Here is a 15639-nt window from a genome sequence, read left to right on the forward strand (position 1 = left end):
GATGAGCATGCCTATCATCTATTTTTTTGCTTTTAAATCAGTGTGTTACCTGATCATGGCACTTGACTCACCAAGTGCATCGGAGTGCCAATGTTCACCCCTCCTGCACGCACCGTCAACAGAAACGAACCGTTCGGTTCGATTTTAGAATCTCCTAATAGTCACTTTTCGATACTGTTGACCCTTTCGAGGCTGATCAGGGACGCGATTCGGAGGCGGTGCCGGCCACAGGTCCGTGCCGCTTCAAACCCCGTAACGCTCCGTACGGATGAGCCCTGCCGGAACGCCGGCGTCGATGATGGCTGCAGCGGCGGCCGACACGAACGCATTCGAGCCGCAAACATAGGCGAGCCTGGGCGCCTTCGGCAGCCGTTCCATGGCCTGCGCCATCATATGGGCGTCGACACGCCGGGAATAGTCGGAGGGCCGCCGGGCTTGCTCGCGCGTCAGCGTCAGCACCAGATCGAAGCCGTCGCGGCGGTTGTCGAGGCCGATCAATTCATCGCGGAAGATCACTTCGTCCCAGGTCCGCGCCGAAAACACCAGCGCGACCGGCGCAGCCGATCTTTGCAGGGTGCGGTGGCGCACCATCGCCATCAGCGGCACCACGCCGGAACCGCCGCCGACCAGAAGGATCGGCCCGCCGTCGCTCACCTCCCAGATGAAGTGGCCGCCGAGCGGTCCACGCAATTCGATCTCGTCGCCGACCTCCGCCACGTCGTGGAAGAAAGGCGAAACCTCGCCATCGTCGAGCCGCTCGATCGCAAGCTCGATGGCGGCGCCTGCTTCAGGCGCCGAGGCGATGGAATAGGAACGGCGCGCCTGATAGCCGTCCGGCGCCGTCAGCCTGACATCGACATGCTGCCCCGCCAGATGGGTGAACGGACGCGACGGCTGGAACCAGAAGCTGGTGACGCGCGGCGTGCGCTTTTCGACGCGGCTGATCGTGGCCGTCTGCCACGGCGACTGCGGCTGCGGTTCGGCGCTCATGGGTCCCCCTTCACGGGGTCGCCCCTCACGGGGTCGCCCCTCATGGATCGCCCCTCATGGATCGCTTGAATAGCGCTGCTCGCGCCAGGGGTCGCCATACATGTGATAGCCGCGCAGCTCCCAAAAACCGGGCTCGTCGCGTTCGGTGAACTGCAGACCGTTCACCCATTTGGCCGACTTCCAGAAATAGAGGTGCGGCACCAGGAGCCGCGCGGGTCCGCCGTGGTCGGGAGCGATCGGCTTGCCCTCGTAAAACAGCGCCACCATCGCCTTGCCGGTAACGAGGTCCTTGGTCGGCACGTTGGTGGAATAGCCGTCGAAGGAATGCGCCAGCGTGAAGCCAGTCGGCGGCTCGATGCCAGCATCGGCGAGGATGTCGTCGATCAACACGCCCTGCCAGGGCGTGTTGAACTTGGTCCAGGCGGTCACGCAATGGATGTCGCGTGTCATCTTGTTTTGCGGCAGGGCGTTGAATTCGGCCCAGTTCCATTTCTTGATCGGCTTTGGCCCATGCTTGAGCGTGAAGGACCAGTCCTCGGTGCGCAAGCGCGGCGTCGGCCCTGCCGAGAGAACCGGAAAACCCTGTTCCAGATATTGCCCCCGCGGGATGCGCGCATCGGTGTCCGATGGAGGACGCCGTCCGGAAAAGAAGCCGCGGGTGACCATCGAGACGCCTCCTTCGATTGGGCAGGTTGTGCCGCAGTCTTCTCGAAGACGCCCCGACGGGCAACCGGTTTCTTGAAAGAGGACCTGCCGACTGGATATTTGTTTGACGCAATTTCGGACGGAAAACCGCGACGCACTTTTCCTGAAATTGCTCCCCGCCGGCAGGTCTTTATGGGTACTACCCAGCGGCGAAGGGCACGGCAACGAATATCTGCGCGTCGGCGCGGTCGACCAGAAGCAGCACCGACTTCTTGCCGGATTTGGCGGCCTCGGCGAGCGCCTGGTTCGCCTGCCTGGCACTCCTCACCGGCGTCTGGTCGACGGCGACGATGACGTCGCCGGGCTGCAGGCCGGCGACAGAGGCTGCCTTGTCCGGATTGACGCGCTCGATGACGGCGCCGCGCTGGTTGTCGGCGAGGTTGAGCTGCTGGCGGATGTCAGGCGTGAGATCGGTCAGGCCGAGGCCGAGCGACGGCACGCCCAGGCCCTGTTTGGCCGACGGCTTGCCCTCCTCGCCATTGGAAGCGGTCTGCGTATCCTCGGTGTTGCGACCGACATCGGCCGAGATCTGGAGCGCCTTGCCCTTGCGCCAGACGTTGAGCGTCTCCTTGGCGCCGGGCGCGACATCGGCGACGGCGCGCGACAGGTCCTTCGGATCCTTGATCTCCTGGCCGCCGAAACCGGTGATCACGTCGCCGGTCTCGATACCGGCCTTGGCCGCTGGCGACCCGTCGGTGACCTGGGCGACCAGCGCGCCGCCAGGATGATCGAGGCCGATGGCGCCGGCGACATCCGGCGTGACAGGCTGGATCTGCACGCCGAGATAGCCGTATTCGATATCGCCGCCCTTCATCAGCTTGGCGACGACCTTTTGCGCCTGATTCGATGGGATGGCGAAGCCGACGCCGACGCTGCCGCCGTTGGGCGAATAGATCGCGGTGTCGATGCCCACGACATTGCCGCTGACGTCGACCAGCGGACCGCCGGAATTGCCGTGATTGATCGGCGCGTCGATCTGGATGAAATCGTCGAACGGCCCGCTGTGCAGGTCGCGGCCGCGCGCCGAGACGATGCCGGCGGTGACCGTGGTGCCGATGCCGAAGGGGTTGCCGATCGCCAGCACCTGATCGCCGGTCATCAGCTTGTTGGAATCACCCCATTTGACGGTCGGCAGCGGCTTGCTCGCCTTGATCTTGAGCACCGCCAGATCGTTCTTGGCATCGTGGCCGACGAGCTTGGCGGGTAGCTCGGTGCCGTCGTCGAGCGTCACCTTGATCGAGGTCGCGCCGTCGACGACATGGTTGTTGGTGACGATGGTGCCGTCCGCGCCGACGATGAAGCCGGAGCCCAAAGCCTCCTGCCGCGGCGACTGCTGCGGCGGCGTCTTCGGCATCGGGATGCCCTGGTCGCCGAAGAACTGCTGGAAATACTGATCGAAGGGCGAATTGCCGTCGAAGGGCGAGCCATCGCCCATCGCTCCGGGCTGCGCCTTCATCATGGTCGTCACGGTCACGACAGCCGGCTTGGCGATGGCGACGACCGGCGCGAACGAGCCGTTGGGCGCTGTTATGCCGGCGACGGGGGTCTGGGTCGTCGCGGCCACATTGCTCAAGCCGCTGTTGCCCTCATTTTGCGCAAAGGAGACGACAACGGGGGTAATGATCAGCGCAGCGCCCAGCAGGGCCGCGACGCGATGTCTGCGAAGAATGCTGATGGGTGACATGGTCGTTTCTGTCCGGGCGAGAGTTGATCCGGCGCCGCGGGTGGTTCTCAGGGACGCGCCCGTCGGTGTGTCGGCGACCGGGATTGCCTGTCTCGCCATGCATGGCAGCCGGCCGGATCGACAGCCTTGCATCTAGGGCGTGGAATGGCCCGAATTAGGGTTTTGGCGCGACCTTACGAAGATTTAATTCAGAGAACGCTCACGAACCGCTCTCTCCGGCGCAGATAGGCGGATGCGATCTCGCGCATGCGCTGGCCGTTGAAACTCGGGCCATGACCGCCATGGCCGACGCGTATCGGCAGGTCGAGCAGCCGCTGCATGGTGCGGCAATAGGCAGCACGATCCGAATCCGGCAGATCGTCGATCAGCATGCCGTCATAGATCGCGTCGCCGGCGAAGAACAGGCCGTCGGCTTCGTCGAACAGCCCGATCGAATCCGGCGAATGTCCCGGCAGGTGCAGCACGCGGAATTTCCGGTCGCCGAGATCGACGATATCGCCTTCGTCGAGCGCTCGTGTGAGCGGCGCCGACGGGATTCGATAGTCGGCCGCCTTCCAGGCGGGCGCCGGCAGCTTTGATACCGCGCCGTCGAGATTGTGGAACATGTAAGCATAGGTGACGGCATCATCCATGTCGTCGAACTGCGCCGCGCTGACTTTTGGCCCCATACGCAGCGGGAATTCGTGCAGCGAGCCGACATGGTCGAGATGTATGTGGGTGGCGACGACGATCAGCGGTTTGCCAGCCGGCGTTTCGATCTCGGGCGCCAGCGGCCAGATGCCCATGCCGGTGTCGACCAGCAGGTCGGCATCACGGCCCTCGAGATGCCAGATGTTGGCGCGCACGAAATCATGCACGAACGGCTCGGTCAGCATCGTCGTCCCGGCATCGACAATCGCCTTGCCGAACCAGTCGCCCACAACGAGGTCGCCCATCAGACGAACGGCTTCCCGACCTTGTATTTTTCCGGCACCAGCCGCTTGAGATAGGCCATGCCGGCCTCGGACAACTGGTTGACGTCCGGCTTCATAAAGTTGTCCGGCATGTGGCGCGTCTTGCCGGCAACCGCCTTCAGCGGCACCTTCTTCAGCACGGTCTTTTTGCCATCATATTGCAGCGCCACCGAGCCGCCGCCCTCCTCGGCGACGGCAACCGCGAATGCGCCGGCATCGAAGGCCTCCTTGGCGTCGACGGGGCTGATCGCGCCGACATAGCCGCGCGGCATGTAGCCCAACGCGTCGACGCGGGCCCGCTTGCCCGGCAGGCCCTCGGCCAGCGCGCGCTCGAGCGCCGCCGGCAGGTCGCTGCCCGACAGTTTGACGTTGCCGTGCTGGTCGCGCTCGAGCTTTTCCGGCGGCACCAGGCTTTCGACCAGCGCCTTGCCGTCAGCGGTGCTGACGCCCTCCGAAACGGCGACGATGCAGCGCTTGTGGCGGTCGAGCGTCTTGCGCACATCGTCGATGAAACGCTCGGCGGAGAAGGCGCGCTCCGGCACATAGACGAGATGCGGACCGCTGTCCGGATCGAGCTGCCACGCGGCAGCAGCGGCGGTCAGGAAGCCGGCATGCCGGCCCATGACGATGCCGACATAGATGCCGGGCAGCGCGCGGAAATCGAGATCGACGGAGAGGAAGGCGCCGGCGACGAATTCGGCAGCCGAAATGAAGCCAGGCGTGTGATCGTTCTCCTCGAGATCGTTGTCGATGGTTTTCGGAGCATGCACGAAGGCCATCGTGCCGCCGGCGGCATCGGTCAGGATCTGCTGGGTGCCCGAGGTGTCGTTGCCGCCGATATAGATGAAGGCATCGGCGCCGGCCTTCTTCAGGCCGTTGAGGATGACCTCGCAATAGGCAGCATCGGGCTTGTCGCGGGTCGAGCCGAGGGCGGCGCTCGGCGTGCCGGCAATCAGCCGCAGCCGGTCCTCCGGAATGGCGGAAAGGTCGACATAGTTGCCGTCGCGGATGCCGCGCACGCCATGGATCGAGCCCAGCACCTTGGCGCCGGGATGCCGTTTGCGGATCTCCAGCGTGGCGCCGACGACCGTCTGGTTGATGACGGCGGTGGGGCCGCCGCCCTGCGCGATGACGAAAGTTCCGGCCATGATCTTCTTCTCCCGAGACGAAGGTTTTCAGGGCACCTTCGCCTGTCTTGCGGCATCGCGCAACGGAAGAAAACTCACTGATGGCGGATCAGACGACGACGACCGGGTTCCTCTTGGACACGCGGTTGTAGAGGTCGATGATGTCCTGGTTGATCAGCCGCACGCAGCCCGACGACATCGCCTGGCCGATGCTCCACCATTCCGGCGAGCCGTGGATGCGGTAGCCGGTGTCCTTGCCGTTCTGGTAGATGTAGAGCGCGCGGGCGCCGAGCGGATTGGTGAGGCCGCCGGGCTGGCCGCCCTGCCACTTCACCAGCTCCGGCTTGCGCTGGATCATCTCCGGCGGCGGCGTCCAGACCGGCCACTCCTTGCCGTACTGGATGTTGGCGCGGCCCGACCAGCGGAAGCCGTCCTTGCCGATGCCGACGCCGTAGCGGATGGCGTCGCCGCCCGGCTGGACCAGATAGAGCATGCGCTCCTGCAGGTGGACGACGATGGTGCCGGGCGCCTCGCCGGTCTTGTCGACGACGATCTGGCGGCGGAATTCCGGCTTGACCTTCTGCCATGGCACGGCGGGCACCTGGAAGCCGCCATCGGTGAGCGAAGCATACATCACGTCCGGGCCGGTGATGTTCTTGTCGACGCTGATCGCCGGTCGCATCGGATGCACCGAGCCGGTGGTCGTGTCGTCGAGCTGCAATTGCGGCAGATCGAGCGTCTCGGTGGTGCTGCAGCCGGCGATGCCGAGCAGCGCCACGGCGCCCATGCCGGAAAGCATGGCGCGGCGGGAAAGCGGAATTTCGGTTTCGACGGTTTCGCCGTTCGAAGGCGGCGTCAGACTTTGCGGCAACTCGCGCATACACCAAACCCTACGCTGTCGGCGGGAAGCACGGTCCGGCCGAATGGCTGGCATTTTCATCATTCATGGTTGAGAAAGCGTGAAAGGCGCGAGGCCGGGCTTAACCCTAATGGCCCGTCACATCGCCGGAGGAGCCAGGCAAGCCAGTACCGAAGATTTTGTCCATGACCTCTTTACAATCGCGAAGACCCCAGGATTTATCCTGTTCTTTGCGCTCAAGGAGTGAGGAAATGTCCTTCGAAAACTGGGCTGCGTTCGCCGCCGCCTCCACCATCCTTCTCGTCATCCCGGGCCCGACGATCCTCTTGGTCGTCTCCTATGCGCTGGGCCAGGGCTGGCGCACAGCGCTGCCGATGGCGGTCGGCGTCGCGCTCGGCGACTTCACCGCCATGACGCTGTCGATGCTGGGTATCGGCGCGCTGCTTGCGGCATCGGCAACCGTGTTCACCGTGCTCAAAATTATCGGCGCGGGCTATCTGGTCTATCTCGGCATCAAGCTCTTCCGCGCCGGCGGCGCGCTGAAGGCCGAGCCGCGCACCGACGCGGTGTCGGCGGCAAGGATGATGGCGCATGCCTGGCTGGTGACGGCGCTCAACCCGAAGAGCATCACCTTCTTCGTCGCCTTCCTGCCGCAGTTCCTCGACCGGCATGCCGATTTCTGGACGCAGATGCTGATCTTCGAAACGACCTTCCTGGCGCTCGCCTTCACCAACGCCCTGGGCTACGCCCTGGTCGCCTCGCGGGCACGCGCCATCGTGCGCAATCCGAAGGCGATCCGCATCTTCAACCGCACCGGCGGAACGTTGCTGGTTGGCGCCGGCATCGCCACGGTGGCGATGCGCTCGGGGAATTGAGGGCAGGCCCGGCGGCGCCTCTCGATGGGATGCTGCCGTCTTGGTTGGCGGACCAGCTTTTGATGCTCTAGGATCGGATACCGATCAGCAGAGCACCGAAGGACAACTCAATGGCGCTGAAGGACGCATTCGGCCTGGCTTATTCAGGCGCGACCGAAGCGGGGTTTTCGTCCTACGCCAGAGCCGTCCATGAACTGCAATGCTTCATCGGCGACCCGGTCGGCACGATCGACCGCGCCATCGCCGACGATCCTGGTTTCATGATGGCGCATGTGTTCAAGGGCTACCTGTTCGGGCTGGCCACCGAGCGGGAGGCCATGGCAGTCGCGCGATCCTGCCATGCGGCGGCGCTGCCGCTTGCCGGCACCACGCACGAGCAGGCGCATGTCGCGGCGCTTGGCCGTCTCGCGGAGGGCCGCTGGCACGACGCCGCCCGCGTCCTGGAGGATGTCGCGATCGACAATCCGCTCGACGCGCTGGCGCTGCAGGTGGGACATCAGATCGACTTCTTCACCGGCAATGCGCGCATGCTGCGCGACCGGATCGGCCGGGCGCTGCCGGCCTGGCAGAAGGGCATGCCGGGCTACCATGCCATCCTCGGCATGCAGGCCTTCGGACTGGAGGAAATGGGCGACTATGCCCGCGCCGAAAGTTTTGGCCGGCAGGCGATCGAGATCGAGCCGCGCGACGGCTGGGCGCAGCACGCGGTCGCGCATGTCATGGAAATGCAGAGCCGGCAAAGGGACGGCATCGCCTGGATGCGCGCCAACCCCGATGCTTGGTCGAAGGACAGCTTTCTGAAAATCCACAATTGGTGGCACCTGGCGCTGTTCCACTATGACCTCGGCGAGACGGACGCGGTTCTGACGCTTTATGACGGGCCGATCTATGGCGACCGCTCGACGCTGGCGCTCAACATGGTCGATGCCTCCGCGATCCTGTGGCGCCTCCATCTAGGCGGCGTCGACGTCGGCGACCGCTGGGCCGCACTTGCCGCCAACTGGGCGCCGAAGGCCGCCGCCGGCAATTATGCCTTCAACGACGCGCATGCGATGATGGCCTTTGTCGGGGCCGGATTGGACGCGCCGGCGCAGACCTTGCTGGAAGCGCAGCGCGAGGCGATGCGCGAAAATGACGACAACGCCGCCTTCACGCGCGACGTCGGCCACCCGCTGACGCTTGCCATCAAGGTGTTCGGCGAGGGCAACTATGGCGAAGCCGCGCGCCTGATCCGGCCGATCCGGTCGATTGCCCACCGCTTCGGCGGCAGTCACGCGCAGCGCGACGTGATCGACCTGACCCTGATCGAGGCCGCACTTCGGGCCGGTGACGGTGCGTTGGCGCGGGCATTGACCGCCGAGCGCCGGCTGGCGCGGCCGGACAGCCCACTGTCGGCGCTGTTCTCGCGCCGCGCGGCCGATTTGTCAGAGAATTGACCCGAGGCGGATCTTGGCATAAGAACTGGCCAAGCCAGATTTTTTCGAGATCCGAAAAAATTAATGGCAATGGGAGGACATCATGTATCTCGGCCTCGACCTGGGCACATCGGGCGTCAAGGCGCTGCTGATCGATGATCGCCAGAAGGCCATCGGCTCGGGCCATGGCTCGCTCGAGGTCTCGCGGCCGCATCCCGGTTGGTCGGAGCAGGACCCGGCGCACTGGATCGAGGCCTGCGAGGCGGCGATCGCCGAGCTCAAGGCTTCCCATCCAACCGAGCTTGCCGCGGTCAAGGGCATCGGCCTCTCCGGCCAGATGCATGGCGCAACCCTTCTCGACGCCTCGGACAAGGTGCTTCGCCCCTGCATCCTGTGGAACGACACGCGCAGCCATGTCGAGGCTGCCGCGCTCGATGCCGACCCGCGCTTCCGCAAGCTAACCGGCAACATCGTCTTTCCGGGCTTCACCGCGCCGAAGCTCGCCTGGGTGAAGAACAACGAACCGGCTGTCTTTGCCAAGGTTGCCAGGGTGCTCCTGCCCAAGGATTTCTTGAGGCTCTGGCTTACCGGCGAGCACATTTCCGAAATGTCGGATTCGGCCGGTACCTCCTGGCTCGATGTCGGCAAGCGCCGCTGGTCGTCCGAATTGCTCGCTGCGACGTCGCTCGACGAGAAACATATGCCGTCGCTTGTCGAAGGCACGGCGAAGGCCGGCGCCTTGCGCGGCGACCTCGCCTCGAAATGGGGCATTGCTTCAGGCATTCCGGTTGCCGGCGGCGCCGGCGACAATGCGGCCTCGGCCTGCGGCATGGGCACGGTCGGCGCCGGTAACGCTTTCGTCTCGCTCGGCACGTCGGGCGTGCTGTTCGCGGCGAACGCCTCCTACCTGCCCAATCCGGAAAGCGCGGTGCACACATTCTGCCATGCGCTGCCAAACACCTGGCACCAGATGGGCGTCATCCTGTCGGCCACCGATTCGCTCAACTGGCTGTCGGAGATCACCGGAAAGAGCGCCGGCGACCTGACCGGCGAGCTCGGCGACAAGCTCAAGGCGCCGACGGGCGTTTCCTTCCTGCCCTATCTCTCCGGCGAGCGGACGCCGCACAATGATTCCGTTATCCGCGGATCATTTACGGGCCTCGCGCATCAATCGAGCCGGGCCGCGCTGACGCAGGCCGTGCTCGAAGGCGTGGCGTTTGCCTTCCGCGACAGTCTCGAAGCGCTGAAGACGGCCGGCACGACCCTGACCCGGGTGACCGCGATCGGCGGCGGCTCGCGCTCGCGCTACTGGCTGAAGGCGATCGCCACGGCCCTACAGGTGCCGGTCGACATCCCGGCCGATGGCGATTTCGGCGCCGCTTTCGGCGCGGCGCGGCTCGGCCTGATCGCCGCGACGGACGCTGATCCGCTTGTCGTCTGCACCGCGCCGGCTACCGATGCCACGATCGAACCGGATGCCAGCCTCGACGGTGCCTTCGCGGACGCCTATCAGCGTTATCGCGCGCTCTACCCGGCGATCCGGGGCGTAACCGCGTGAGCGGGCGCTTACCCCCCTCTGCCCTACCGGGCATCTCCCCCGCAAGCGGGGAGATTGGCATCTCGGGCGCCTCGCTCACTATTGCAGCGTTGGAGATTGGCGAAATCCTAGATGACAGCCAATCTCCCCCCTTGAGGGGGAGATGGCCGGCAGGCCAGAGGGGGGTGCTTCGCGCCTCCCCTCCCCGGTTGGCCTCACTGGGCCGGCACCTTGTCGAGGAAGCCGGTGACGCTCTTCAGGCGGCCGTTCTCGATGACGCCGATATCGGTGCCTTCGATGACGGACTCAGCGCCCTCCGGCCCGAGGTTCCACGAGAAGCGGATGCGGTCGGCGAAACCGTCCGGCTCACCTTTCAGCGAGAAACGAAAGCCGGCAAAGCGCTGCTGGACGCCATCGATCAGCGCGGCGATGCCATCACGGCCATCGCCCTGCATGACCGGGTCGCGGTAGCTGACGTCGCTGGTGAAGGCAGCCTCCAGCAAAGCCTTGCGGCGCGTCGCGTCGCTCTCGTTCCAGGCGGTGATGTAGTTGCGGGCGATCGTGTTGAGGTCGGTCATCGTCTTCATCCTTCGTTGGATCGTTTCGACATGACCCTTTTCGCCCGACGAAAGAGCGAAACCAATTACGCCTGAGGTAATCGGGCGAAGCATTCGGAGAGGAAGGAAACCATGAGCAGCGGATTTTTCGGCGACATCAAGAAGATCAAGTATGAGGGGCCGGATTCGACCAATCCGCTGGCCTACCGGTACTACAACCCGGACGAGGTCGTGGCCGGCAAGCGGCTGGAGGACCATCTGCGCTTCGCCGTCGCTTATTGGCATTCCTTCGCCTGGCAGGGCGGCGACCCGTTCGGCGGCCAGACCTTCGACCGGCCGTGGTTCGCCAAGCCCGGCGGCGTCGACACGATGGAGCTGGCGAAGCTGAAGGCCGACGTCGCCTTCGAAATGTTGTCGCTGCTCGGCGCGCCCTATTTCTGCTTCCACGACGCCGACGTGCGCCCGGAAGGCAAGGATTTCTCCGAAAGCGCTGCGCGCCTCGACGAGATCGCCGATTACTTTGCCGACAAGATGAAAAAGACCGGCGTCAAGCTGCTCTGGGGCACGGCGAACCTCTTCTCGCACCGCCGCTTCATGTCAGGTGCGGCCACCAATCCCGACCCGGACGTGTTCGCCTATGCGGCGGCGACGGTGAAGAAGTGCATCGACGTCACCAAGAAGCTCAAGGGCGAGAACTACGTGCTGTGGGGCGGGCGCGAGGGCTATGAGACGCTGCTCAACACCGACCTCGCCCGCGAGCAGGAACAGGCCGGCCGCTTCCTCAACCTCGTCGTCGACTACAAGCACAGAATAGGCTTCAAGGGCACGATCCTGATCGAGCCGAAGCCGCAGGAGCCGACAAAGCATCAGTACGATTACGATGTCGCGACCGTCTATGGCTTCCTCAAGCGCTTCGGGCTGGAGAAGGAGGTCAAGCTCAACATCGAGCAGGGCCACGCCATCCTCGCCGGCCATTCCTTCGAGCATGAGCTGGCTTTGGCCAACGCGCTCGGCATCTTCGGCTCCATCGACATGAACCGCAACGACTACCAGTCGGGCTGGGATACCGATCAGTTCCCCAACAATGTGCCGGAAATGGCTTTGGCCTATTACCAGATCCTGCAGGGCGGCGGCTTCAAGAGCGGCGGCACCAATTTCGACGCCAAGCTCAGGCGCCAGTCGCTCGACCCGGAGGATCTTTTGATCGGCCATATCGGCGGCATGGATTCTTGCGCGCGCGGCCTCAAGGCTGCAGCCAAAATGATCGAGGACAAGGCGCTGTCCGCACCGCTCGCCGAGCGCTATGCCGGCTGGAACACCGCCGAAGGCAAGGCGATGCTGTCCGGCAAGCGCACGCTGGAAGAGATCGCCGAGCGGGTGGTGAAGAAGAAGATCGAGCCGCAGCCGCGCTCCGGCCGGCAGGAGCTGCTGGAAAACATCGTCAACAGATACGTGTGATATCGGCGGGAGCGCTTTTGCATTTGGCCAAGAGCTCAGGGCAGCGCCTTGAGCGCGGCAGCGATTGCCGCCAGATTGGCGTCGGTCTCGGCTATGTCGGCGCCGGCGCCTTTCCTTGCGTTGACTGAATCCTCGCAAAGTTGCCTGGCCTCCAGGAGGAGAGAGCGGTCCTTGCTTCGATCGCCTATGTCCAGCAGCGCGCGGCATAGGCTGTCGGACGTGAACGCGACACTCATAGTTGCTTGCAGCTTCTGTTGAACTGCGAGTGCCTGACGTAGGACCGGGACCGCTTCTGCGAATCGGGCACCATCGTTTTCCCATTCGCCAATAATAACCAACCCGTACCCGATCGAATTTTGCGTATTCGCCCACCGCTCCGGTTGATGCTCGCGGGTGAACACCAATTGACTATTTCGCCAAGCCTCGAGTGCCGCTTTTCCGCGCTCGAGACTTTCTGGTCCCTTCGTCCGCTTTGCATACATCCAAAGTGCATCGCCAAGAGCCGCCTGTGCTAGCGCCCATTCGAACGGCGCCCGTTCGCGGGTTGCTTCCTCCGACGCCGATTGGTATGCGGCGATCGCCTCCTGCAGCAGGGCTGTACCATTTCCGTGCGCATCGAAAATGGCGAGCGCTCCGCCGAGACCAGTTTGGGCCCGAGCCCAGTCGAGCGGTACGCGTTCTCGCGTCCACTCCTCCAGAACCTCGCGGAATATCGGGATCGCCTCCTCAACATGCGCCATGTCTTGTTGGCGTCGGCCCAAAGCCACCAGCGCGTTTGCGATGTTGAACCGAGCCATTGCCCATCGCAGGGGTTCCCGCTCCCGGGTCCACTCTTCCAGCGATGCGTTAAAGGCGGTGATAGCCTCATCGAGTCGAGATGTGCCGGCTTCGTGATTGCTGAGTGACAAAAGCGCGCTGCCAAGGTTGTTCTGTGTGGTCGCCCAGTCGAACGGCGCTCGTTCTCGGGTCAACTCCTGCAGCGCCGCCCGGTAGGCACTGACCGCCGCCTCGAGGCTTGCTGCGTTGTCGTCCACCTGACCTAGCGCTCGAAGCGCATTGCCGAGGCTACTCTGCGCGGCACCCCAGCGGATGGGAACGCGTTCAGGTGTCCATTCCCCTAACACTTCATTGAACGCCGAGATCGCTTCTTTAAGACGAACCGCATCGTTCTCGCGTTCACCGAGCACCCAATACGTCAATGCGAGATTGTCCTCGGCCCTCGCCCAGTCCAGAGGCGTCCGCTCGCGGGTCCATTCCTGCAGCGCCGCGCGGGAGGCAGCAACTGCCTGTTCCAAGTTCGCCGTACCGCTTTCGCGCGCACCAAGGCTTCGAAGCACAACGCTGAGATTGTTTTGTGTCTGCGCCCAGGCAAATGGCGCCCGCTCCCGCGTTTGCACCTCCAGCGCTGCCCGGAATGCAACAACCGCTTCCTCTAGACGGTCTGTCCCGCCGCTGTGCTCGCCGATCGCCCAGGATGCGATCCCGAGATTGCTCTGCGTCTGTGCCCAGTCAAACGGAACGCGTTCGCGGGTCCTTTCTTCCAGCGCCGCCCGGTAGGCAACCACGGCCTCCTCCAGGTGTGCGGTATCACCCTCCCGTTCGGCAAGGGCGAATAGCGACGCCCCAAGATCGTTCTGCGTTGTTGCCCAGTCGAGCGGCAATTCCGATCTTGGAGTGATGTCTAGTAGACGCCTTTCTCGTGCAACAGCCGTCTCAGCCGCCGAGTTGTCTCCATACTCGTCGCCCTGGTGATACCACGCCGAAGCTTCTTGCCGAAGATATTCACGCCGGAGTTCTGAATAAGCTTCTCCCTTTGGAACTGTGTTCGCCGCATTCGCGAAGTGCTTCGCCGCATCGGGGTAGCGCAGACGACCAAGTGCCAGGTCGCCTCGGTTGGCAAGCGTGGCTGCTCGGTTTGTAGCAAGCTTGTCTTGAGCCAAAGCTTGCTTGTTGTCGATCTCGGCAAGCAGGGCGTCTGCTTTGTCGAGTTCGCCTGCCTTGGTCGCAGCCTCGGCCCGCCCCTTAAGCGAGATGATTTCAGCAGTGTCGCCCGGCTGCGCTGCCGCTATCGATTGGAGGTCTTTGAACTTTGTTGCGATCTCGACCAATTTGCCCGCCAGCTGCTCGGAAGGGACGTTCGTCTCCCCCAGGATTTCGAAAGCGGCCCGTATCTGGCCGTTCGTCAGATCGAGCGCTTGCCGGACATTGTCGACAGTCTGCCTGCGCTCGTCGGCCAGTTCCTGAAGCGTCTTGTTCGTATCCTGATAGGCCTTCCTGGCTTCCGAGAACTCGTTGACGATCGCCGCCAAGACTTCCGGCGGGACACCGCAGACATTGGAAATCTGGCTGGTGTTGACCGAACCGGCAATCGCGACTGCGCAGTTCTGAGCCTCCGTGTCGCCGAGCGCCTCAGCCGAGGTCGGCATCCACCCCTCGACTGAGAATGCCAGGGCGACAGTAATGGCTGTGACGGTGATCCGCATGGCGATGCCCTACTTTGTCGTGTCGCCGCTACCCTTATTTTCAACCGTGGATCCAGATACATCACCGCCTATGGCAACGCTGCCGTGATCAGCAGACGCTGCTTTTGCCAATCCTTGGCTGGAGTAGACCCAAGCAGCGACGCCCACAACAGCCACCGACCACACCGCGATAACGATCAGCCTCAGAAGCCTATAGGCTTCGGCAGGTGGGAGCTTGGGGAAGATTTTCTTACGGATAATCTCGCGGAAAAGGATAAGGAATACCCCCAAAGCGAGACCGCCGATTCCGGCTACTTGCCCAACAGCCTTCAGCACTGCGGCATCCATAGTCCGCTCCTATGTCAACCCCAATAGGCTCCGCTATGCGAAGAATACACTGGGGGTCTGTGAAGCACATTACAAAATATCAGAAATTTCGGCGATCAAGCCGGGTTGTCGCGGCGCGAAGTATTGCACACGATCTTGCTGCACATGGCTGAAGATTGCCGCCTCTGCCTTCCACTGGTCTGTCCAGCCTAAGCATACAGGTGACAACAGAGGGCAGAATCACCATGAGCGCCGCACCGCTGTCCAGTTAAGAAGCGACTAGTGGCACCGTCAGCTTTGACACAGTCGGTGCACGAAGCGCCTTTCCACGCGGGGCAAGCCTAGACGACAAGGTCTTGCCCCGCACTGCCTCTCAATCGCCCCGCTCTTGCCTTCAAACAGCCGTCACGGACTTCCTATATTGTGGGGACGTGGCGGGAAGGAAAGAAGGAGGCGAAACGTATGCAGCACGAACGCGAAATCGACGCCCTGCTCTCTCCCAGCGAGGCTGGCTCGATCATCGATCGGCTGATGGCGCTGCCGCATTCGAAGGACGGCGCCCGCAAGACAAATGAATGGGATCGCGCGGTCGCCGCGCGGCTCGAAACGGCGCTGGCCAAGAGCATGCGCTCGCGCATTGTCCGCGAAGGCCGCGACGCAGCCTGATTCTTCGGTGACTGATTCTTCAGT

General features: G+C 63.7%; 14 protein-coding genes. 5 read left to right on the forward strand and 9 right to left on the reverse strand.

The genetic code is table 11. From position 1 onward, the window contains the following. Nucleotides 1-243 precede the first annotated feature (243 nt). The 6 genes from QAZ22_RS01895 to QAZ22_RS01920 all read right to left on the reverse strand — a co-directional run bounded on the left by QAZ22_RS01895 (nucleotide 244) and on the right by QAZ22_RS01920 (nucleotide 6258). Nucleotides 244-990, reverse strand: coding sequence for a ferredoxin reductase (locus QAZ22_RS01895; RefSeq protein ID WP_278205290.1), 747 nt, complete (start codon nucleotides 988-990; stop codon nucleotides 244-246). Between the two features lie 54 nt (nucleotides 991-1044). Further along, nucleotides 1045-1656, reverse strand: a complete 612-nt coding sequence (locus QAZ22_RS01900; RefSeq protein ID WP_278205292.1) for a molybdopterin-dependent oxidoreductase — start codon at nucleotides 1654-1656, stop codon at nucleotides 1045-1047. Nucleotides 1657-1834: 178 nt separating this feature from the next. Then, nucleotides 1835-3379: a DegQ family serine endoprotease gene (locus tag QAZ22_RS01905; protein ID WP_278205293.1), complete on the reverse strand. Its 1545-nt coding sequence runs from the start codon at nucleotides 3377-3379 to the stop codon at nucleotides 1835-1837. Nucleotides 3380-3567: 188 nt separating this feature from the next. After that, nucleotides 3568-4314 carry an MBL fold metallo-hydrolase gene (locus QAZ22_RS01910; protein ID WP_278205294.1) on the reverse strand — a complete coding sequence of 249 codons (747 nt, stop codon included), beginning with the start codon at nucleotides 4312-4314 and terminating at the stop codon, nucleotides 3568-3570. After that, complete coding sequence (locus QAZ22_RS01915) at nucleotides 4314-5480, reverse strand: diphosphate--fructose-6-phosphate 1-phosphotransferase (protein WP_278205295.1); 1167 nt, start codon at nucleotides 5478-5480, stop codon at nucleotides 4314-4316. The genes QAZ22_RS01910 and QAZ22_RS01915 overlap by 1 nt, the downstream gene beginning before the upstream one ends. An 88-nt stretch (nucleotides 5481-5568) precedes the next feature. Next, nucleotides 5569-6258, reverse strand: coding sequence for a L,D-transpeptidase (locus QAZ22_RS01920; RefSeq protein WP_278207766.1), 690 nt, complete (start codon nucleotides 6256-6258; stop codon nucleotides 5569-5571). Between the two features lie 311 nt (nucleotides 6259-6569). Between QAZ22_RS01920 and QAZ22_RS01925 the strand changes: the two genes are divergently transcribed. The 3 genes from QAZ22_RS01925 to xylB all read left to right on the forward strand — a co-directional run bounded on the left by QAZ22_RS01925 (nucleotide 6570) and on the right by xylB (nucleotide 10166). Then, complete coding sequence (locus tag QAZ22_RS01925) at nucleotides 6570-7193, forward strand: LysE family translocator (RefSeq protein ID WP_278205296.1); 624 nt, start codon at nucleotides 6570-6572, stop codon at nucleotides 7191-7193. A 110-nt stretch (nucleotides 7194-7303) separates the two neighbouring features. After that, nucleotides 7304-8629: a tetratricopeptide repeat protein gene (locus QAZ22_RS01930; RefSeq protein WP_278205297.1), complete on the forward strand. Its 1326-nt coding sequence runs from the start codon at nucleotides 7304-7306 to the stop codon at nucleotides 8627-8629. A gap of 82 nt (nucleotides 8630-8711) precedes the next feature. Further along, nucleotides 8712-10166, forward strand: coding sequence for a xylulokinase (gene xylB, locus QAZ22_RS01935; protein ID WP_278205299.1), 1455 nt, complete (start codon nucleotides 8712-8714; stop codon nucleotides 10164-10166). Nucleotides 10167-10360: 194 nt separating this feature from the next. On the opposite strand, the gene QAZ22_RS01940 is transcribed toward xylB, so the two are convergent. Further along, nucleotides 10361-10723, reverse strand: a complete 363-nt coding sequence (locus QAZ22_RS01940) for a nuclear transport factor 2 family protein (protein ID WP_278205302.1) — start codon at nucleotides 10721-10723, stop codon at nucleotides 10361-10363. Nucleotides 10724-10834: 111 nt separating this feature from the next. Between QAZ22_RS01940 and xylA the strand changes: the two genes are divergently transcribed. Beyond that, on the forward strand, nucleotides 10835-12160 hold the full coding sequence (gene xylA / locus QAZ22_RS01945) for a xylose isomerase (protein WP_278205303.1): 1326 nt from the start codon (nucleotides 10835-10837) through the stop codon (nucleotides 12158-12160). 35 nt (nucleotides 12161-12195) lie between these two features. Here xylA and QAZ22_RS01950 read toward each other — a convergent pair whose 3' ends face one another. Beyond that, nucleotides 12196-14643 (reverse strand): tetratricopeptide repeat protein, encoded by a 2448-nt coding sequence (locus QAZ22_RS01950; protein ID WP_278205304.1) that lies wholly within the window; start codon nucleotides 14641-14643, stop codon nucleotides 12196-12198. 9 nt (nucleotides 14644-14652) lie between these two features. After that, complete coding sequence (locus QAZ22_RS01955) at nucleotides 14653-14970, reverse strand: hypothetical protein (protein ID WP_278205305.1); 318 nt, start codon at nucleotides 14968-14970, stop codon at nucleotides 14653-14655. A gap of 441 nt (nucleotides 14971-15411) precedes the next feature. Between QAZ22_RS01955 and QAZ22_RS01960 the strand changes: the two genes are divergently transcribed. Next, complete coding sequence (locus QAZ22_RS01960; protein WP_278075098.1) at nucleotides 15412-15615, forward strand: hypothetical protein; 204 nt, start codon at nucleotides 15412-15414, stop codon at nucleotides 15613-15615. Nucleotides 15616-15639: the final 24 nt, after the last annotated feature.

It is taken from the genome of Mesorhizobium sp. WSM4906 (genome assembly GCF_029674625.1).
Lineage (GTDB): Bacteria > Pseudomonadota > Alphaproteobacteria > Rhizobiales > Rhizobiaceae > Mesorhizobium.